This is a genomic window from Hoskinsella mucinilytica, from assembly GCF_045223415.1.
GTDB classification, from domain to species: Bacteria; Bacillota_I; Bacilli_A; order Erysipelotrichales; family Erysipelotrichaceae; genus Hoskinsella; species Hoskinsella mucinilytica.
On the sequence record NZ_JBEQZJ010000035.1, the window covers coordinates 21493 to 42883 of the forward strand.

At 37.8% G+C, this 21391-nt stretch carries 21 protein-coding genes; 7 read left to right on the plus strand and 14 right to left on the minus strand.

The window, feature by feature from the left end; genetic code table 11:
- Positions 1-2: 2 nt before the first annotated feature.
- Genes fabF through UGRO018_RS12955 form a run of 11 tightly spaced genes read right to left on the minus strand, consistent with a single transcriptional unit; the run spans position 3 to position 9737 of the window.
- On the minus strand, positions 3-1238 hold the full coding sequence (gene fabF, locus UGRO018_RS12905; protein WP_416326904.1) for a beta-ketoacyl-ACP synthase II: 1236 nt from the start codon (positions 1236-1238) through the stop codon (positions 3-5).
- Positions 1239-1970 (minus strand): 3-oxoacyl-[acyl-carrier-protein] reductase, encoded by a 732-nt coding sequence (gene fabG, locus UGRO018_RS12910; protein WP_416326905.1) that lies wholly within the window; start codon positions 1968-1970, stop codon positions 1239-1241.
- 9 nt (positions 1971-1979) lie between these two features.
- The gene (fabD, locus tag UGRO018_RS12915; protein ID WP_416326906.1) at positions 1980-2906 is read right to left on the minus strand and encodes an ACP S-malonyltransferase; all 927 of its coding nucleotides are present in this window, start codon (positions 2904-2906) and stop codon (positions 1980-1982) included.
- 13 nt (positions 2907-2919) lie between these two features.
- Positions 2920-3969 (minus strand): NAD(P)H-dependent flavin oxidoreductase, encoded by a 1050-nt coding sequence (locus tag UGRO018_RS12920; RefSeq protein WP_416326907.1) that lies wholly within the window; start codon positions 3967-3969, stop codon positions 2920-2922.
- Positions 3959-4912 (minus strand): DUF561 domain-containing protein, encoded by a 954-nt coding sequence (locus UGRO018_RS12925; RefSeq protein WP_416326908.1) that lies wholly within the window; start codon positions 4910-4912, stop codon positions 3959-3961. The genes UGRO018_RS12920 and UGRO018_RS12925 overlap by 11 nt, the downstream gene beginning before the upstream one ends.
- A gap of 11 nt (positions 4913-4923) precedes the next feature.
- A complete protein-coding gene (locus UGRO018_RS12930) occupies positions 4924-5898 on the minus strand; it encodes a beta-ketoacyl-ACP synthase III (RefSeq protein WP_416326909.1) in 975 nt (324 codons plus the stop codon).
- Positions 5885-6820 carry an acetyl-CoA carboxylase carboxyltransferase subunit alpha gene (locus UGRO018_RS12935; RefSeq protein WP_416326910.1) on the minus strand — a complete coding sequence of 312 codons (936 nt, stop codon included), beginning with the start codon at positions 6818-6820 and terminating at the stop codon, positions 5885-5887. Before UGRO018_RS12935 ends, UGRO018_RS12930 begins: the two co-directional genes overlap by 14 nt.
- Positions 6801-7685 carry an acetyl-CoA carboxylase, carboxyltransferase subunit beta gene (gene accD, locus UGRO018_RS12940; RefSeq protein ID WP_416326911.1) on the minus strand — a complete coding sequence of 295 codons (885 nt, stop codon included), beginning with the start codon at positions 7683-7685 and terminating at the stop codon, positions 6801-6803. The genes UGRO018_RS12935 and accD overlap by 20 nt, the downstream gene beginning before the upstream one ends.
- A complete protein-coding gene (accC, locus tag UGRO018_RS12945; protein ID WP_416326912.1) occupies positions 7669-9033 on the minus strand; it encodes an acetyl-CoA carboxylase biotin carboxylase subunit in 1365 nt (454 codons plus the stop codon). Before accC ends, accD begins: the two co-directional genes overlap by 17 nt.
- The gene (locus UGRO018_RS12950) at positions 9030-9467 is read right to left on the minus strand and encodes an acetyl-CoA carboxylase biotin carboxyl carrier protein (protein ID WP_416326913.1); all 438 of its coding nucleotides are present in this window, start codon (positions 9465-9467) and stop codon (positions 9030-9032) included. Before UGRO018_RS12950 ends, accC begins: the two co-directional genes overlap by 4 nt.
- Positions 9468-9512: 45 nt before the next feature.
- The gene (locus UGRO018_RS12955; RefSeq protein ID WP_416326914.1) at positions 9513-9737 is read right to left on the minus strand and encodes an acyl carrier protein; all 225 of its coding nucleotides are present in this window, start codon (positions 9735-9737) and stop codon (positions 9513-9515) included.
- Positions 9738-10151: 414 nt separating this feature from the next.
- On the opposite strand from UGRO018_RS12955, the gene UGRO018_RS12960 reads away from it, so the two are divergent.
- The 5 genes from UGRO018_RS12960 (at position 10152) to hflX (ending at position 15153) form a co-directional block, all read left to right on the plus strand.
- A complete protein-coding gene (locus tag UGRO018_RS12960) occupies positions 10152-10718 on the plus strand; it encodes a biotin transporter BioY (RefSeq protein ID WP_416326915.1) in 567 nt (188 codons plus the stop codon).
- A 217-nt stretch (positions 10719-10935) separates the two neighbouring features.
- Positions 10936-11979 carry an anaerobic sulfite reductase subunit AsrA gene (gene asrA / locus UGRO018_RS12965; protein ID WP_416326916.1) on the plus strand — a complete coding sequence of 348 codons (1044 nt, stop codon included), beginning with the start codon at positions 10936-10938 and terminating at the stop codon, positions 11977-11979.
- Entirely contained in the window at positions 11972-12691 is a 720-nt protein-coding gene (locus UGRO018_RS12970; RefSeq protein ID WP_416326917.1) for an anaerobic sulfite reductase subunit AsrB, read from the plus strand. Before asrA ends, UGRO018_RS12970 begins: the two co-directional genes overlap by 8 nt.
- 93 nt (positions 12692-12784) lie before the next feature.
- Entirely contained in the window at positions 12785-13789 is a 1005-nt protein-coding gene (gene asrC, locus UGRO018_RS12975; protein ID WP_416326918.1) for a sulfite reductase subunit C, read from the plus strand.
- A 125-nt stretch (positions 13790-13914) separates the two neighbouring features.
- Positions 13915-15153, plus strand: coding sequence for a GTPase HflX (hflX, locus tag UGRO018_RS12980; protein WP_416326919.1), 1239 nt, complete (start codon positions 13915-13917; stop codon positions 15151-15153).
- A 26-nt stretch (positions 15154-15179) separates the two neighbouring features.
- On the opposite strand, the gene UGRO018_RS12985 is transcribed toward hflX, so the two are convergent.
- Positions 15180-17054: an AAA family ATPase gene (locus UGRO018_RS12985; protein ID WP_416326920.1), complete on the minus strand. Its 1875-nt coding sequence runs from the start codon at positions 17052-17054 to the stop codon at positions 15180-15182.
- Positions 17055-17181: 127 nt separating this feature from the next.
- Positions 17182-18717: an NAD(P)H-hydrate dehydratase gene (locus UGRO018_RS12990; protein WP_416326921.1), complete on the minus strand. Its 1536-nt coding sequence runs from the start codon at positions 18715-18717 to the stop codon at positions 17182-17184.
- A gap of 205 nt (positions 18718-18922) precedes the next feature.
- Here UGRO018_RS12990 and coaBC point away from each other — a divergent pair, with 205 nt between their 5' ends.
- Positions 18923-20134, plus strand: a complete 1212-nt coding sequence (coaBC, locus tag UGRO018_RS12995) for a bifunctional phosphopantothenoylcysteine decarboxylase/phosphopantothenate--cysteine ligase CoaBC (protein WP_416326922.1) — start codon at positions 18923-18925, stop codon at positions 20132-20134.
- Entirely contained in the window at positions 20128-20898 is a 771-nt protein-coding gene (locus UGRO018_RS13000) for a type III pantothenate kinase (protein WP_416326923.1), read from the plus strand. Before coaBC ends, UGRO018_RS13000 begins: the two co-directional genes overlap by 7 nt.
- Positions 20899-20957: 59 nt before the next feature.
- Here the strand turns inward: UGRO018_RS13000 and UGRO018_RS13005 are convergent, their stop codons facing one another.
- The gene (locus tag UGRO018_RS13005) at positions 20958-21083 is read right to left on the minus strand and encodes a hypothetical protein (protein WP_416326924.1); all 126 of its coding nucleotides are present in this window, start codon (positions 21081-21083) and stop codon (positions 20958-20960) included.
- Between the last annotated feature and the right edge of the window lie 308 nt (positions 21084-21391).

Sequence of the window (21391 nt, forward strand, 5' to 3'; positions counted from 1 at the left end):
AACTAATCCTCCCACTTTTTGACGATGATACTGGCATTGTGTCCACCAAAACCAAGTGAATTCGACATTGCTGTATGAAGTTCAGTGTTTTTCCCTTCATTGACTACAAGATTTAAGTCACAAGCCGGATCCGGTTGTTCATAATGAATGGTAGCCGGTACAAAGTCATTTTTTACTGCTAAAGTAGAGATAATAGCTTCTAAAGCACCACTTGCGCCTAACAAATGTCCGCTCATAGATTTTGTTGAAGAAACATAAGGATGCATGACGTCTTCTTTGAACGCAACCTTCATTGCTAAGGTTTCACTGGAATCATTTAATGGTGTGCTGGTACCATGAGCATTGATATAATCAATATCTTTTGGCTCTAGTCCTGCATCTTCCATTGCCATCCTCATTGCACGAGCTGCACTACTTCCATCAGCAAGTGGTGCTGTGATATGATTGGCATCACAGGTTGAACCATAGCCTACCACTTCACCATAAATCTTTGCCTTTCTGGCAAGCGCATGTTCTAATTCTTCTAACATCAGCACACCGCCGCCTTCGCCCATGACAAATCCTTTACGTTGTGCATCAAAGGGAATACTTGCTCGATTTTTATCTTCTCCCTCATGCAATGCCCTCATACTCGCAAAGCCTGCAATCGCCACCGGTGTAATTGCTGCTTCACTTCCTCCGACCGCTACGATATCCTCATAGCCATCACGAATTCTATGAAAGCCTTCACCGATTGCATTGGTAGCTGCCGCACAAGCGGTTACCACACTAGAAACATTTCCATGTGCTTCCATATCAATGGCAACACTTCCTGCAGCTAAATTGATCAAAGACATTGGTATAAAATAAGGTGAAATTCTACTTGGTCCTCTTTGTTCGATCGTTTGAGAAGCACCTTCGATCGTAGCGATACCACCGATTCCACTACCTAAAATAACACCGAAACGATCATGATCAAAACTAGCTTTATCTAAACCACTATCCAAAAAAGCTTGTTTTGCCGCAATTCTTGCGAACTGTGTAAAACGATCATTGAATTTCAAATCACGTTTTGCGAAATATTGTTCCATATCCAGATGTTTGACTTCACCTGCCAGCTTCGCACGAAACTCACTAGGATCAAAATGTGTGATACGATCAATTCCACATACATTATGTGTTACGCTATCCCAAACTTCTTCTACATTATTTCCGATAGGAGATACCACTCCCATGCCGGTTATTACGACTCTTCTCATTTACATCACCATCCCGCCATCAACATGAATTGTTTGGCCTGTTATATATGCACTTTCTTCACTACATAGAAATTTCACAACGTTTGCGACATCTTGTACATCTCCAAATCGTTTTAATGGAATTCCGGAAAGCATTTGATTTTTCACTGTATCATCCAATGCTTCTGTCATTGCTGTTGTGATAAACCCCGGAGCAACTGCATTGACACGAATACCTCGTCCTGCCAATTCTCTGGCAACACTTTTGGTTAAAGCAATCACACCACCTTTACTGGCAGCATAATTGGCTTGTCCTGCATTCCCCATGACACCGACAACACTTGCCATATTGACGATACAACCACTTCTTTGTTTCATCATCTGGCGTGTTGCATATCGAATGCAATGATAGGTACCTTTTAAATTTACATCGATCACTTCATCAAAGTCGGTTTCGCTCATACGAAGCAATAAATTATCTTTGGTAATTCCTGCATTATTGACGATCACATCAATGTGTCCATAATCCGCAATGATCTGATTCATCATTGCTTCCACTTCTTCCCCTTTCGCCACATTACAACGAATGGCTTTATGATTTCCTGCAGGATCTAATTGAGCTAATACACGCATCGCACTTTCTTCATTGTTGGCATAATTGATGATCACATCATGATCCTTAGATAAGGTTTTTGCGATACATTCACCGATTCCTCTGGAAGCTCCAGAGATAAAAGCTGTTTTTCTTTCCATACTCGTAAACTATCCTTTCAATGTTTCTACACATTCCTGTAAGCTTTTGATATCCTCGACATGCAATATTCTCACATCATGTCCTTTACAGCATTTCTTCACAAATCCACTGATGGTTTTTCCCGGTCCGACTTCAATAAAGGTATCCACACCATCTTTCAGCATATTCGCTATGGTTTGTTCGAAATAGACAGAGTGCGAAATTTGTTTGCTTAAGATATCGATCAACGGTTGATCTTCGATTTGCCCGCTGATATTATGATAGACACTCACTTCAGGCTGTTTTAAGTGATATTGTTGTAACACACTTCTTAGCAAAATCGCAGCATCTTGAAGTAAGCTAGAATGAAAGGCACCACTTACAGCAAGCTCTATGGCTCTTCTTGCGCCTTTTTCCAAGCATAGATCCTTTGCTTTATCCACTGCAGCTTTTTCTCCTGTGATGACGATTTGTCCCGGACAATTGTAATTGGCGATCTCACAAATACCAAGTTCTTTGACCTCTTCACAAGCTTCTTTGATCTTGGCTTCTTCCAACATCAAAATCGCATACATGCTACTGGTTCCTGCAGGTAGAGCATTGGCCATGATCTTACCACGTTCTCTTACGATGGCTGCACCATCTGCGATAGAAAATGCGTTGGCATAACACAATGCACTATATTCACCAAGGCTTAACCCAGCGCATACATCTGCGTTAACACCATATTCATTTAGCATTTTCGCAAGTGCCATACTGGTCACAAAGATTGCCGGTTGTGCATATTGTGTATCATCTAACATTTCCTTAGGACCGTTAAAACAAAGGCTTTTTAAATCAAAATCCAGATTTACACTATCAAATACGGCCTTTGCCAGAATATCCTGTTCATAGATTTCTTTCCCCATACCTGGTGTTTGTGCCCCTTGTCCTGCAAATAAAAATGCGGTTTTCATATTCTGATTCCTCCTATCGCTGAAACAATTCATCGATCAGCTCTTTGACACTTACGATCTTATTGATACGATAAGCATTGCTACCGGCAAACACAAGCCCATGTTCTACATCACCTTGTACTGCATGAATCAATGCCTCGCTGATACAATACGGTGTTTGCTCTGGATGGCATGGAAGCATGCATCCGATACAATGAGATGGTGCCACTCTTTGCTCTTGGGTATGAGACATGAATGGTGTTAAGATGGCACGACCTGGTAGTCCTGCCGGACTTTTTACCAATGCGATATCCTCTTTGCGTGCTTTCACGAACATTTCCTTATAACGTTCATCCGCATCACATTCCTTTGTCGCAATAAAACGAGTTCCCATTTGTACTCCATAAGCTCCAAGACTTTGATAATGCTGAATATCCAAAGCCGTATATACACCTCCTGCAACAAATACAGGAATTTTTATGTTTGCTTCCTTTTCATAAGGTTCAATGACTTCCAATACATCTTTTAATATTTCATCTAATGGTTGGTAGCTTTCTTTCAACAGCTCCTCTTTTTTAAATCCCAAATGTCCACCGGCTAAGGCACCTTCGATAACGATGAAATCAGGAAGACGATGACTATGACGTTGCCAGCTTCTTAAGATCAGTGATGCTGCTTTTCCACTACTGACAATGGGAGCTAGCATGATATCCTCATCCTTCACGATTTCTGGTAAATGTAAAGGAAGGCCTGCACCTGAAATAATGGCATCTGCACCAGCCTCTACACAAGCATTCACATAGGTTTCATAATCACGACTTGCGACCATGACATTCACAGCACATAACCCTGATCCATTAGATAATTGTTTTGCTTTATGAACTTCTTCTATGATGGCTTCCACATTGCATTCCTTGCTGTTTTGCCAAAAGTTTTCCTTTCGATATCCGGGATGAGCCGCAGAGATAACTCCCATGCCGCCTTCTTTCATCACTGCTCCAGCAAGATTGGAAAGCGAAATTCCTACTCCCATACCACCTTGTATCAATGGTATGCTTAAGTTATCCAAACGCTTATTTGACATAGCCTAACCCTTTCATCTTTTCCGTTAACGCATAAAATTCTTCTTTGCTTTCTTTCACTAGATCTTCAAGAATTGTTTGTACCGGTTTGATTTCATGTACCATACCGGCTACTTGACCCATCATTACACTACCATGTTTCATATCACCCTCAAGCACTGCTCTTCTTAATCCACCAAGCGTTAGTTTTTCCATTTCTTCTTTTGGTGCGTTTTCTGCTTCTAGTTTCAAGTATTGTAAAGACATTTGATTTTTAAGAATTCTTACCGGTGTACCTGTGCTTCTTCCTGTAACAACACTATCCATATCTTTCGCTTTTAAAACAGCTTTTTTATAATTTTCATGAATCGGACATTCTTCACTTGCCAAAAGGATGGTACCGATCTGAACCCCTACGGCGCCTAAAGACAATGCGGCATTCAATTGTTTTCCACTGGCAATTCCTCCAGCAGCAATGACCGGAATAGATACTGCCGCAACAACTTGTGGTACCAAAGACATGGTCGTAGTCTCTCCCACATGTCCTCCACTTTCTCCACCTTCTGCAATGATGCCATCAACGCCGGCTTTTTCTAAACGTCTTGCCAATGCGACACTGGCAACGACCGGAAAGATTTTGGTTCCACTTGCTTTTAAGGCTTCAATATAGGGACCGGGATTGCCTGCACCGGTTGTCACAAGCGCTACTTGTTCTTCACAAATAACTTGCATAATGGCTTCGGTATCCGGATTCATTAACATCACATTGACGCCAAAAGGCTTGTTTGTCAATGTTTTACATTCTCTAATGGCTTCTCTTGTCTGTTTTGCGTCCATGGCTCCTGTTGCGATGATACCTAACCCTCCGCTATTGGAAACACAGGCCGCAAATTGTGGTGTAGCGATATTTGCCATCGCTCCCTGAAAAATCGGGTATTTGATATTTAAGAGTTCATTGATCATCATAATACTTCTCCTTATAGTTCAATATAAGCTCCGGCCCAGCAAAATCCTGCACCAAAACCACTTAGAACAATTTTCATTCCTTCTTTTAATAATCCTTTTTCTTGCATTTCTCCAAGCGCAAGCGGAATACTTGCGGCACTGGTATTGCCTATCTCATCAATATTGATATAAACCTTATTCATATCAATATGCATTCTTCTACATACATTGGATATGATTCGTAAATTGGCCTGATGAGGCACGATATAATCGATATCCTCTATTGTGACATTGGCTTGTTTCAACACATCCTCAATTGCTTCTTCCATGGCATGAACAGCAAAGCGAAAGGTTTCACTACCGTTCATACGTACCAAAGACGGTGTATAGGATTGTTTCGTAAACACAGTTCTTGGTAGTGGAGCATCCGCATGTATGATTCCTTTGTCATCTCCTTTACTCGACGCAAAGTGAAGCATACGATTGCGACAATCTTCTTGTGTAACAAGTGCGGCACCTGCGCCATCCGCAAAGATGATACAAGTGTTACGATCTTGCCAATCTAATTGTTTTGATATCACCTCTGCACCAATGACCAAGGCTGTATGTGCCATATCACATGCAATCAAACTATGTGCGACTTCCAACGCATAAAGAAATCCACTGCATGCGACATTGATATCGAATGCCATGACTCGCTGATCATTCATGTTCAGCTTATGTTGTACCATACAAGCAGTAGATGGCGTTGTATAATCCGGTGTAAAGGTCGCAACAATAATCAAATCCACCTGTTTTGGATCCATACCACTCGTTTGTAATGCCATGGTTGCGGCACGAACTGCCAAATCACTGGTGTTTTCCTCTTCTGATATATATCGAGATTTAATCCCTGTTCTGGATGTGATCCATTCATCATTGGTATCTACTACCTGTGCAATATCCTCATTGGTTATTTTTCTTGTTGCTTTCGCATAACCAAAGCCTTTGATTCTACACGATTTCATATGCCAGACCCATCTTTCTGAATTTCTCGTAACGCTTTTCTAACATGACATCATAATTCATCGTACAAAGTTGTAAGATCTCTCGATATAATTCTTTATCTAATTGTTCACATACCGCATGAAAATCTTTATGTGCTCCGCCTCTTGGTTCTTTGATGATGGTATCGATGATTCCTTTTCGCTTTAAGTCAGCGGCAGTAAGTTCCATTACCTCGGCAGCTTCCTCTGCACGTTTTTCATCTTTCCATAAAATACTGGCAAAGCCTTCAGGGGATAAAACGGAATATATCGCATTTTCCAACATCAATATTTTATCTGCGACACTGAATGCCAAAGCGCCACCACTTCCACCCTCACTTAATACGATCGCTACCACCGGTGTTTTTAAGCCGGAAAATACTTCTAAGCATTCTGCGATCGCCTGTGCTTGTCCTCGCTCTTCTGCACCTTTACCTGGATATGCCCCTGAGGTATCTACCATGGTAATGATCGGACGATGAAATTTTTCTGCTTGATGTGCCAAACGTAGTGCTTTTCGATACCCTTCAGGATGTAACATACCGAAGTTCTTCTTCATATTTTCTTCCAATGTCTTCCCTTTACTTTGCGTGATCAAAGTCACCGGGATCCCATGAAAGCTCGCAATTCCACCTACACAAGCACCATCATCTCCAAAACATCGATCTCCATGAAACTCAATAAAATCATCAAACAAAGCTTGTACATAATCACTTGCTTTGGGACGTTTTGGATGACGTGCTAAATAAACGATATCCCATGCATTTAAAGTGGAATATGCTTGCTCTTCGATCATTGCGATTTCTTTCTCTATCGCTTCCTTTTCAAGCAAATCTTGTTCACCTAAAGAAGCAAAACGAGCCTCAAGTACCGCAATTCTAGCTTCATTTTCCTTTACCTGCATAAGCGCTCCTTTCATGCATCTTCAAAATCTTGTACAAGGTTTCTTTCGCATCCTTGCGTTCTACGATCTTGTCGATGAATCCTTTTTCCAATACAAATTCTGCCTTCTGAAAGTCATCGGGCAGCTCTTCCTTCACCGTAGAGGCAATCACTCGTTTACCGGCAAACCCGATCAAACAGTTTGGTTCGGATAAAATGATATCTCCTAACATCGCAAAAGAGGCTGATACGCCACCGGTCGTTGGATGCGTCAGATACGAAATATATAATAAGCCTGCATCACTATGTTTTTTTAATGCTGCACTGGTTTTTGCCATTTGAACTAAGGAAGAGATACCTTCTTGCATTCTTGCACCTCCACTAGTCGTAAATAAGATCAATGGTGATTTATGCATGGTCGCATATTCAATGGCACGAGTTATTTTCTCTCCGACAATACTTCCCATACTTCCCATAAAGAAATTAGAATCCATGATGCCAAGGACCACTTTTTGACCGAATATACTACCTGTACCGGTCACGACCGCTTCCTTTAAACCTGTTTTCTTCTGTAAACGTTCTAATTTATCTTCATAACCCGGAAAATCAGGAATTTCTTTCAATTGCATCCCTTTATCCAACTCTTGAAAACTACCTTCATCTACAATTTGACGAATACGCTCATGAGCTGTAATTTTGATGGGATATCCACAATGCGGACATACATAATATGCATGCATCAGATCCTCAAACAAATTGGTCTGTTTACAATTAGGACAACTGTGAAATAGATTCTCAGGGATATCTATAGGATCTCTATGCACACTGTTCTTTCTACTTTTGAAAAGATTCAAACGATCTTTTCTTGTTTTAAATAATTGTTCCATCCTCACTCAGCTCCTTAATGAATACATCCATGAATCCTGTATCATATTTTCCAGACACAAATACTGGGTGGTGTAATAATAAATATTGGAATTCAATATTTGTCTCTACACCTTCAATCAATAGTTCTTCTAACGCAACTCGCATTCGTTTGATACATTCCAGACGATTATCTCCAAAGGTAATGAGCTTCAAGATCATGGAATCATAAAATGGCGGAATCTCGTAACCACAATAAACCGCAGTATCGATTCTCACATTACGACCACCTGGAAAATTGATAAAACGTATGACTCCGGGACTTGGCGCAAAGTTCATCTTGATATTTTCTGCATTGATACGACATTCCATCGCATGTCCTTTACATACGATATCCTCTTGACGATATGATAATTTCAACCCTTCCGCAATTTTGATTTGTTGTTTGATCAAATCGATGCCTGTGACCATTTCACTAATGGTATGTTCTACCTGAATTCGTGTATTCATTTCCATGAAATAGTAATGATTCGATGCATCTAATAGAAATTCGATGGTTCCAACGCTATCATAACCGACTACCTGACAAGCACGAACTGCATCCGCTAACATATGTTGTCTGGTTTCTTCATTTAAAGTATGGCAAGGGGCTTCTTCTAATAACTTCTGATTTCTTCGTTGTGCGGAACAATCTCGTTCATACAAATGACATACGTTTCCGAATTTATCCGCCATGAGCTGTACCTCTACATGCTTTGGTTCTAAAATATATTTTTCCATATAGACACCATCATCACCGAAACAAACGTTTGCTTCACTTCTTGCAGTTTCATAAGCAGCAACGATTTCATCTTTATGATGAGCAATCCTCATACCACGGCCTCCACCGCCATTTGCGGCTTTGATCAAAACAGGATATCCGATACTTTCTGCCATCTGTTGCGCTTCTTCCGCCGTTTCGATCAGATCCTTGCTTCCTTGAATGACCGGGATACCTGCTTCCATCATTTTTTGACGGGCGTGGTTTTTATCACCCATCGCTTCTATTACATCTGGGTTTGGTCCCACAAAGATCATGCCACATTGCATGACTAGGCGAGCAAATTTTGCATTTTCACTCAAAAACCCAAATCCCGGATGCACAGCATCACATCCTGTCATACAAGCCGCACTTAATATATTCTTCATATTTAAATAACTATCAGCGCTTTTAGGACCTCCGATACATACTGCATAATCTGCCAATTGTACATGGAGAGCTTCTTTATCCGCAGAAGAATACACGGCAACCGTTTCTATTCCCATTTCTTTACAAGTACGAATGATCCTAACTGCGATTTCTCCACGATTGGCAATTAACAAGCGTTTCATTCTTGTGCTCCTGCAATACGCATTAGCTCCTGATCAAATTCCACCATGGAATCATCAGTTACCAAAATCTCCGCAATCACACCATCCATTGGTGCATGGATTTCATTCATGACCTTCATAGCTTCTATAATGCAAAGTACATCACCCTTTTTCACATGTTGACCGATTTCTACAAACGGAGTACTGCCTTTTGCACGTGACTGATAAAAAGTACCGACAATTGGCGCCTTAACCCAATAGCCATCTTTCTTGATTGGCTCTTCTACCTTAGTTTCTGTAAGGGTCGGCTGTTTGTTTACGATACTTTGTACCATAGGCATTTCTTGTATTGGTTTCTCCATTTTTAATTTCACATCATCAGCTTCGATCTCCATACGAGATAAGTTTGATTTTTCAAATACGGCGATGATTTCCTGTATTTCTTTTGTATTCATTTCGCATACCTCCACGATTTTAAAAAAGCCAAGATATCTTGGCTCTTACTGTTTGCTCTCTAATAATTTCACGATATCTGCGACAGTAACTAATTTAGCTAATTCATCATCTTCGATGCGTACATCAAATTCTGTTTCAAGCTCTAATGATAATTCTACTGCTGCCAAGGAATCAATTCCAAGATCATCTTTTAAATTAGCCTCCATCGTAATTACATCTTCATCTACATTGATAGCTTCCACTAATACTGCTTTTACTTTTTCAAACATAATTGTTCCTCCTGTACTTTGCTAGTAACGAATACTAGATTAACACTTCTTGTCTTCAATGTCAATACTTTTAGTTTCAATTACTAGATTACTTTGTAAAAAAAACCTTGATTTTATCTAAGTTGTTGTCTTTAACTACCGAAATACTAATTTCAAAAACATTACTTTGAAATTCAAAACGATTATAATACTTTGATATTCAAATGTAAATACTTTGATAACCAAAATTTATAAAAAATTCATTTTTTTCTTCTTCTGTTTACGAATCAAAGACAATGATAACGGTTTCTAGCCAATTCATTATAAGAGGAATGATATAAAAACATAAAACTACTCATTTCACATCAAAATATAATTTGACAATCAAAGTAGTTAGAGGTATACTCTTACCATTCTTGATTGGAGGAAAACAAAATGAAACAAACGAAAGATTTGACATTATGTGCCTTGTTTACGGTACTATTTATCATAGGAAGCAAGATCGTTATACCTGCTGGTGTAATTCCATTAACATTACAAACAATGATGGTCATACTTGCCGGCATGTTATTACAGCCCAAACAAATCATGATTTCTTATGGTTTATTCTTTCTCATGGGACTGATTGGCTTCCCTGTTTTCGCTAATGGTGGTGGCATCGCCTACGTATTACAACCATCCTTCGGCTTTCTCTTAAGCTTTCCCATTGCCGCAAGTTTTTTATCTTATACACGTAAAAAGCTTCATGTACAACACTTTCTACCTGCATTCCTATTATGTTTACTGGTCTTATTGCTCATCTATACGATTGGTTGTATCTATATGTATGGGATCTTAAATTTTTATATGGGCGCTACCAAAAATATGAGTGCGATCATAGCAATGGGTGCTATACCATTCATTCTAAGTGATACTTGCAGCATTGCTCTTGGTTGTTTCTGTGCCTTGCGCTTATCACAAGTTCCCTTTATTCATCAAAGCTTAGCTACACCTCATAACTAAACGCTTGAAGCATATCTGATCTACGTGATACTGATATGCTTTTTTTGTCCCAAAGTATTAGCAAATGTTATAGCTTTATTAAGATTGCTTATAAAGTTAAAATGCAATTTCTTTTTATTTTGCAAGGGTTTACAATAAGATTGGTTGTAAATAGCATAAATTCCAAGATGGAAAAATACACTTCATTATTGGAAAGGTCGTAAAGGAGGACAAAGGAATGTCATATGAGGTATCTTATGAAGAAGCAAATGAACTATTTGATGCGCTTCGAAGGAATTACAAAATTTATGCACCAAAACGTCTACACAATGTAGGCAGATATTGCGATACGGATAGCATACGGTATCAGGAAATCAGAAGTGTGGAAGAAATTGAATGGAAAAGTCGTAGTGATTATTCACCAAAAGAAGTTTTTTATCCCATCAATCAAACGTTGTTTCATTATACGGAATACGGCTATATGGAAAGCCAAATCTTTGATTCAGACCTTCTGATCTTTGCGAGAAGCTGTGATATTCATGGTATTCAACGATTGGATAAGATTTTTTTAGAAAACGGCACGACTCCTGATCCATATTATAAAAGGATGCGTGATAAAGTGCATTTCATCCTTATGGAATGTGGTGAAGGATGGGAATCTTGTGCTTGCTGTTCCATGCATACAAACAAAACAGATGAGTATGATATGGCAATCAGATTTTTACCGGAAGAAAACAAACTATATGTGGAGGTAAAAAACGATAAGTTTCAAACCTATTTCCTACAAAAACCAACCATAGAATATAATGTAAAATTCATCGAAAAAAACAGAACCGAAATTCGTATTCCTGATATCAACGAAGATATGTTAGATGATATCCGTCAATTGGATATGTGGAAAGAGTATAACAGTCGCTGTATCGGTTGTGGTGCATGTAACAGTGCATGTATTACCTGCTCTTGTTTCAATACCATTGATACCCCTTATACAGAAAACGGAAAAAGCGGAGAACGTCGACGTACCTGGACAGGTTGTATGAATGATGACTTTACTACCGTCAATGGCGGACATGCATTTAGAGATGCTTACGCTGATCGCATGCGCTTTAAGACGATGCATAAGATCTATGATTATAAAAAACGATTCCATACCGAAGATCAGATGTGTGTTGGATGTGGACGATGTGATGATATCTGTCCGAATTATATATCTTTTTCTCACATCGTAAATCGATTATATGATGAAGTAGAAAAGCTGAAGGAGGAAAAACAACATGAATAATCCATGGTTACCTGAAAAGCACGAAATTTTGGAAGTTATAAAGGAAACCGATATGGAATCCACCTTTGTGCTTGCCTATGATCATCCATCCATTCAACATGGACAATTCTTTCAGCTTTCCATCCCTAAGATCGGTGAAGCCCCGATTTCTGTATCAAGCTTTGATGATCACAGTATCTCATTCACCATCCGTCGAGTCGGAAAGCTTACCAATGAAATTTTTGATTTAACAAAAGGCGACGTCCTGTTTCTTCGAGGACCTTATGGAAAAGGATTTCCTTTAGATCAATTTCACAACAAACATATCATTATCATTGCAGGAGGTACCGGTGTATCCCCTGTTCGTAGTACCCTTCATCATTATCTTCAACATCCTGAAGAATGCATCGATGTTTATGCGATTGCAGGATTTCGTGATGAACATCATATCTTGTTCACAAAGGACTTACAAGCATTTGAACAAGCTCCTCATTTCCACACGACTTGGACCTTGGATCAAGGTGTAAAAGAAGGATTCAAACAAGGTTTTGCGATGAATTTTGTGAAAGATATTCCGATCAAAGAATGGCAAGACGATGCATATGCAGTGATCATTGTCGGACCTCCGATCATGATGAACACAACCGCAAAGGAATGTATCAAGCAAGGCATCAAAGAAGAACATATTTACGTATCCTTTGAACGTAAGATGTCTTGTGCTTTAGGTAAATGACATTGTAAGATCAATGAAACTTATGTATGTTTAGAAGGGCCGGTCTTCCCTTATATCAAAGCAAAGACACTGATGGATTAGGAGGAAGAACTTATGTCACAAGATATGAATATCGGTGCACTTCGTACCAATTGTTTTCGTCAATCCAAGGTCAAAGGAGAATACATGTTACAAATGCGTGTTCCCGGTGGTCTGATCGATGCAAAATATTTAAGCTTTGTGCAACATCTGGCTCAAGAGTATGGCAATGGAACCTTCCATTTCGCCAGTCGTCAATGCTTTGCGATTCCGGGCATCAAATATGAGCGTATCGATGAAGTAAATAAAGAATTGAAACTTTATCTTGAGGAAGTAGAAGTTGACGATTGTGATGTTGTCATGAATACAGATGCAGGTTATCCGACGATTGGTGCTCGTAATGTCATGGCATGTATTGGTGGTGTACATTGTATTAAGGCGAATATCAATACCCAAGATATGGCGAAAAAGATCGAAAAAGAGGTATTTCCAAGTCATTACCATATCAAGGTCAGTGTTGCAGGATGCCCAAATGATTGTGCAAAAGGACATTTCAATGATTTCGGCATCATCGGTCTGACAAAACCTGTCTATCATCCCGATTTATGTATCGGTTGCGGTAGTTGTGTCAAAGCATGTGAACATCATGCTACCAGAGTATTAAGTCTTGTCAATGGAAGAGTAGAAAAAGATACTTGTTGTTGTGTTGGTTGTGGAGAATGTACTTTAGTTTGTCCAACAGGCGCAATGCAACGAAGTCCAAAACCCTATTATCGTATCTTGATCGGTGGTCGTACAGGAAAACAATATCCTCGTATGGGAAAGACCTTTGCGGATTTTCTAAGCGAAGAGGTCGTACTTGCCATCATTCGGAATTGGCAAAGCTTCTCCAAAGAAGTATTAAAAGGGGAACCTCGTTATTTGCATGGTGGTCACTTGATCGATATGGCCGGATACGAGAAATTTAAAGAAATGATGTTAGATGGAGTTACCTTGAATCCGGAAGCAAAGATTGCTGAAAATCTGTATTTTGCGGAAACCGAATATCGAGGAAGGATTCATGTAAAACCTGTAAAATAGAAATCAGGCTGCTGATTTAGCGGCCTTTTTTCATGTTTTTTTATTTTAAGATATGATATGATGATAAAGAAAATCAATAAGAATACAACTTTCGTATATACTACAACATAGATAGGAGGTCATCTATGAAACAAGTCGCAGCCGTTTTCGCAAACACAGAATGCATATCTGAAGAACAAGAGGAATTTTTAGAACTTATCAAAGCTTGTGATATGGAACTTATTGAAAGCTTTACCCAAACGTTAAAAGAAATCAGTTTTCGTACTTATATAGGAAAAGGGAAATGTGAAGAAATACAAGCATTTCTTTCTTCTCACGATACCATAGAATGTGTCATCTTTGATCATGACTTAACCCCCTTACAAATAAGAAACCTAGAGGAACAATTCATGATACCTGTTATGGATCGTACAGAATTGATTCTTGCAATATTTGAACAACGTGCTACTACACGAGTTGCACGACTACAAGTGGAACAAGCTTCCCTATCCAAGTTGTTACCCAGATTGATCGGCGCCAATACACAACTTGGTAGACAAAGTGGCAGTGGCAAAAATAAAGGTGCCGGTGAAAAACAATTAGAGCTTGATCGAAGAAGGATCAAAGCCAGGATATCGGAAGTCAATCGTGAATTAAAAAAAGTAGAAAATGAAAGAATGACACAACGAAAAGCCAGACAGAAATCTGATCTTCCCTTGGTATCTTTGGTCGGTTATACCAATGCCGGAAAATCAACGATGATGAATGCCATGTTATCTTTATGCGCTAGTAAAGATGATAAAAAAGTATTGGAAAAGGATATGTTATTTGCGACCCTTGATACCTCTATTCGTCAAATAAAAACACCAAATCAAGACGAATTTTTATTAAGTGATACGGTTGGTTTTGTGAATGAACTTCCGCATTCCTTGATCAAAGCGTTTCACTCTACCTTAGAAGAAGTAAAATACGCTTCTTTACTTCTACAAATCGTAGATGCCAGCTCTCCCCAATTTTATAAACAAATGCAAATCACACAAAAGACATTAAAAGAAATTGACGCATCTCATATTCCGATGATCACTGTTTATAATAAGTGTGATCTTACATCTTTTACCTATCCCTCACATCAAGAACATGAAATCTATATGAGTGCAAAAGAAGGGATCGGTTTCGAAGAGCTCTTTGACCTGATTCATGCTCATCTATATCCTAATGAATTAGAAGTAGAATTACTTTTACCATATCATGCATCGATCCATCTAAACGAATTGTTGAGAAAAGGAAGAATATTACAGCGTGATGATCAAGAAGATGGAATGCATATCAAAATCAAACTGACTCAAGAGCTTTTAAAAAAATATGAATCTTATATTTTAACTTAAGAGAATGTAACATCATTCTCTTTTATTTATTCCTTCCAAACGATTTCACATCTTTTTCCACTATGTGCAATTCCGATAGCTATTGCACGCTTTCCTTTCGCATAATGATGTTCTTCTATTTGTTGTATGGCTCTAAAAGCCAACTTCTTCAAATCTTGATTCCCTTTGATCTGTTTGCGATGTTTTAATTCTATGACAATATCCTTTTGTCCTTTTTTAGATTTCAAATAAATATCAGCTCTTCCATACCCTGTTTCCTTATTACTTAGTAATTCATACTCTTTGCTCATAAAGCTGCACACACATAACATTAAGATACGATAGCTATTTTCATCTTTCAAATCATGATAGCTCATCATATCTCTTAGTACTGTTTCATATTTCTCTTGAAATAGTTCCTTATTTCCTTCAAGTAATGCATTGGATACTTCTCTCATGATGCTATCATCTACACCAAAACAATCATGTAAGATACTAACTAGCTCTTCTTTTACTTCCTTATTGACAATACGTATCTTATAATAATGATTTCCTTTTACCTCATCAATGGTAAGATATCCTGCATGGATCAATTGTGCCCATATTTGTGAGGTTTTCTTATTCTGATAGTAACATTCCACTAAATTACAAACGATATCAATAGATCGATCCTCTAGTAATGTTCGCATTTGATCAAAAAAGCTTTGGGGTGCATCTTCCAACCATTGTTTCAACATTTGATGACTTCCTGTATTCACCCAATAAGAAGCAAGCCTTCCCTTTTTCGCATAATTCAAGATCGACCAAGGATTATATAGCTCATAACTACCGATATGATAACCATCATACATTGCCTTTACTTCTTCATTTAGATCCTTACCATAATACTGAAGAAGCTTTCTTGTCTCCGCTTCTGTAAAGCCAAAACAATTCGCATATTGTTCATCTTGAAGACTGCATACTTCCAAATTATTTAAACCGGAAAAAATATTTTCCTTGGCAATCCTTTGACAACCCGTTAACACTGCTCGATATAAATAAGGATTTCCTTTTAATGTACAGGAAAGCATATCACTTAAAAAATCTTTTACCTTATCATAATATCCACCAGTATAAGCTGACATAAAAGGCGTATCATATTCATCAATCAATAAGATCACAGGTTTTTGATAAATGTGGTAGTACATCTTACAAAGCAATAAGAGTGCCTCACTTCCAATATCTAAATCAATTGTTTCTCTTCTCTTTTGTTTGATGATGTTACGAAGCTCTATGAACTCCATTTTGGATTCATCATCCAATTGATTGAGTTGTTTGGTAAATTGTTCAAACACATTCCACAATGTCCAATAAATCTTCTGACACATATGACGCTTTTCTCCCTTACAATCTTTAAAGGATATAAAAATCACAGGATAGCTATTTCGATATTTCATATAATCCGTATAAGATATAAAGGTACCTTCAAATAAGGTGCTATTATCCTTTGTTATATCAAAAAATTCTGCCATCATAGATAAGTTCAACGTTTTCCCAAATCTTCTAGGTCTGGTAATCAAAGTAACCAGATCTCCCGAATCAAGAAAGCTTTTGATCATTTCTGTTTTATCTACATAATAATAACCGGATGTTAATTCTGTATAACGATCGATGCCTATTGGTATTTTTTTAGGTATATGATACGCTTTACTTGGTTCTTCTACCTTATCAAATGAATCAACATCAAAGGCAATCTTTATGTGCTTTCTATCATGCCTTACATGAATTTGAATATCATATCGTGTAATCTGATATTGCTTTAACAATTTATATAATTGCTTCATCGATTCTTCCACATCGATTGCTTTGATACCATAATGCTGACCTTCATAAGTATGCTGAATGAAATGTTCCTCTAATTTCCGCAAATTCACATCTTCCATATCCATTCCTCCTTTCATAATCAACTATCCAAAGTAATTCTATCATATAGCTCATTTTTGTCCATCCTATTAAAATGTATATTTTAAAGAAAAAAAGGATAGCCTTAGCTACCCTATCAACGCTGATCTACTTACCACGATTTCTTAATTCTTGATAAATTCTAGAAGATATCGAAATGATATCACTAGCCAGTATACTATTATAATCCTTTTCTTTGATCAATTCATCTGCGCATCGAGCATGTACATACACTGCACAACAAGCACTTTGCAAAGGATCTTTGCTTTGCCCATACAATCCCGTTAACATACCACATAACACATCTCCACTTCCCCCTTTTGCGAGAGCATTGTTACCGGCTAAATTCATAAAACGCTTTTGTCCTCTCTCAATTATGGTATGTTCATCCTTATATATCAATGTGATATTAGGATATCGTTTTAAGAATTCTTTGATGATCGTACTTGCATTTTTTATGATTTCCGCTACTGATTTTCCACAAAGGTAACTCATCTCTTTTGGATGTGGTGTAAGGATAAGTGGTGCTGCTCGATTCAACCATTCAGGATGCTTTCCGACTGCATAAATTGCATCTCCATCTAAAATACAAGGAAGAGAACTGGATAATATCAATTGAACCAACTTTTGTGTCCCTTCATTTCTTCCCATACCATTGCCTATGGTCACAAAGTCATATTGATTTAATTTCTCACTTAAAGCTTCTGCGGCTTGAATAGAAAACACACCATCCTGATCCGGTAGTGGAAGTAACATACATTCTTCCATCTTACTTGCTAAAATACCATGAATACAAGAAGGTACAGCAATGGTCAAGGTACCAATACCACTAGTTAAAGCAGCTTTGGCACACATGGTAACTGCCCCATGCATTTGTGCACTACCACCTATGATCAATGCCTTGCCATAACTTGATTTATTGCTATGAGAGTGACGCTTAGGCAAATAAGAAGCTATGAGTTCATCATCAAGTACGACGCAACCCGATGTGTGGTCTAAGATTTCTTGTGGCATGCCAATGCTTTCAACAACGACATCTCCACAATAAGCACTGCCTGGATATAAAACATTGCCCGGCTTATAGCATTCAAAGCTTACTGTTTTAGAAGCTTGTATGGCACAACCCATGATATCACCGCTATCCCCATGAATACCGCTTGCAATATCAATACTGATCACATATTTTTTCATAACATTCAAAGAAGCAATTAATTTATCATAGAAACCTTCGATCTTTCTTGATAATCCAGTACCGAATAAAGCATCTATCACAATATCAGCTTCTTTTATCATAGGATTGATTTCATCTAAATCTTCACTTTGATAAATCGGTATTTGATAACTACCAGCAATTGCCGCAAAAATCTTTTCATCATGACTCATTTTCTCAAATGGTACATTACAAAGTATCCGGATATGATGATATCCGTCTTGTTTTAATAAACGAGCTAAGGCAAAACCATCCCCTCCGTTATTACCCGGTCCACAAAGAATAAAAATCGATTGATCTTTCTCTATGCTTTCTTCTACATGCTTTTTTACAGCCATTGCCGCATGCTCCATTAACACAACACCCGGTATATGATATTCCTTCATGGCTGTTTCGTCCATTTTACGCATATCACTTGTATTGATAATTTTCATAGTAACCTTTCCTTTCTATGATAATCTCTACTTTTATTATATACGCCATAGTTTCAAATACAAGGGAAAATGGTGAAGAAGAAGCTAGGTAATCTTACTTGTGAAATTTTTCTCATTTTTCATATCTAAACTATTGTGGTCAAGAACCACATGCGTTATAATAATAGACGACTTAACTGGGAGTAGGATTCCTTGGGAGGTAAATATGAAAAAAACTGTTGTATTAGGGGTCACTGGCGGTATTGCTGCTTTCAAAAGCGCACAGCTTTGTAGCAATCTGATCAAAAAAGGATATGATGTGGAAGTCATTATGACAAAGAACGCCACAGAATTCATTTCTCCTTTGACCTTTGAATCACTCACAAAACACAATGTCATGGTTTCCACTTTTGAAAAAGTTGCGGACCGTAGCGTAAAGCATATATCCATAGCGAAACGAGCAGATATCTTTGTAATTGTTCCCGCAAGTGCAAATGTAATCGCAAAAATTGTTCATGGAATTGCGGATGATATGCTTACAACCACCTTTCTAGCAGCAAATTGTAGAAAAGTGATCGCTCCTGCAATGAATACACAAATGTTTGAAAATCCTGTTACACAAAGAAATATAAAAGAATGTATCCATTTGGGATATGATATCATTTCTCCTGAAGTAGGATACCTAGCCTGTGGCGATTCCGGTAAAGGAAAGCTTGCGGATATTTCTTATATCGAAGAAAGAATTGAAAACATCCTTCAAGAAGAGGATCTATTCAAAGGGAAAAAGATTTTGATTACTGCCGGACCAACACAAGAGGCTTTGGATCCGGTTCGCTATATCACCAACCATTCTTCCGGGAAAATGGGATATGAAATCGCAAGAGCCGCAAGAAACATGGGTGCAGAGGTTACTTTGATCAGTGGTCCTGTTTCTATCACTGCTCCATCAGATGTTCATGTGGTTCCGATTGTCAGTGCAAATGATATGTTTACTGCAGTCAAAGAACACTATAAGGATATGGATATCGTGATCAAAGCAGCTGCCGTAGGTGATTATCGCCCTCAAATTATCGCAGAAAATAAAATCAAGAAGCAAGGAGATACCTTAGAAATCAAATTTGTTAAAAATCCTGATATCCTTGCTTATCTTGGTGAACATAAAAAAGAAGATCAGGTTATTTGTGGTTTTGCGATGGAAACTCAAAATTTAATTGAAAATGCCAAAGAAAAGCTAACCAAAAAGAATTGTGATATGATCATCGCAAATAATTTAAAGGTTGAGGGCGCAGGTTTTCAAACAGACACCAATGTCGCTACCATCATTCAAAAAGATTCCATTGAAACACTTGAAAAAATGAGTAAATATGAGTTAGGTAAAACAATTCTACATCACCTTTATGACATCATGAAGGAAAAGAAAGGGGCCTCAGCATGCTAGTTGTTATTGATATCGGAAATACAAATATCACGATGGGTATTTATAAGGATAATAAGCTGCTTGGGAATTATCGCCTAACGACGAAAATGAAACGTACAAGCGATGAATATGGATTCATGCTTATGAATTTTTTACAAGCAAGTAAAATCGAAAGTAGTGATATCAAAGATGTTATCGTATCCAGTGTAGTTCCTAAGATCATGCATTCCTTTTTAAACAGCATTCGTAAATATATGCATTGTGAACCTATCGTTGTAGGACCTGGCATTAAAACAGGAATTAGTGTAAAAGCCGAAAATCCTAAAGCTGTAGGTGCAGATCGTATCGTTGATGCAGCCGGAGCTTTCTATGAATATGGAGGACCTTGTCTTGTTGTAGATTTTGGTACCGCTACCACCTTTGATTATGTCGATGAACATGGAAACTTTGAATATGGCGCAATCACCTTCGGTATCGAAACCGGTGCTCAAGCAATGTGGACACAGGCAGCAAAACTTCCAGAAATAGAAATCAAAAAGCCAAAAACTGTACTTTGTAAAAATACAACGACCAGTATGCAAGCCGGTGTTGTTTATGGTTACATTGGCCAAAGTGAATACATCATCAAACAATTTAAAAAAGAACTTGGTGTAAATATGAAGGTCATTGCGACGGGGGGTCTTGGTAAGATCATTTATAAAAATACAGATGAAATTGATATTTATGATCGAGATTTAACATTCAAAGGATTGAAATGTATTTATGAAAAATATAAAGGAAAATAACTTCAGACAGTACAAAATGCTTGTACTGTTTTTTACTTTACTATGTGATTTTCGCTATTTTATTTCCTAAATACATTCTCTCGATGATATTTCAGATATTTTATTACCATATCTTCACGCAGATTTAGAAACAGCTTATCTGCATCATCAAACTTCATTTTTTCTATTTTATCTAGTATTCTCACAGCAAATCACCTCATATTTTTCATTATCATATACCAGTACCTCTATCATACATAAAAGTCTTATTTATTCATTTTAATGATACCATTTATATATAAAATTCTATCTAATCATAGCAATTGCTTCTTTCTGTCAGATATATGCCATCATTCAATATTATTTACCAAATACATTGATTTGAGCATAAAAACAGAAAAAGCGTAATTATTATTGTTATTATCTTTGTGTTTAACAAGGCTTTAAAGTAAATAAAAACGGATTTTCTGTAGATAATCTTATTTGAAAATGAAAAAGAGAAGAATTTCCACTT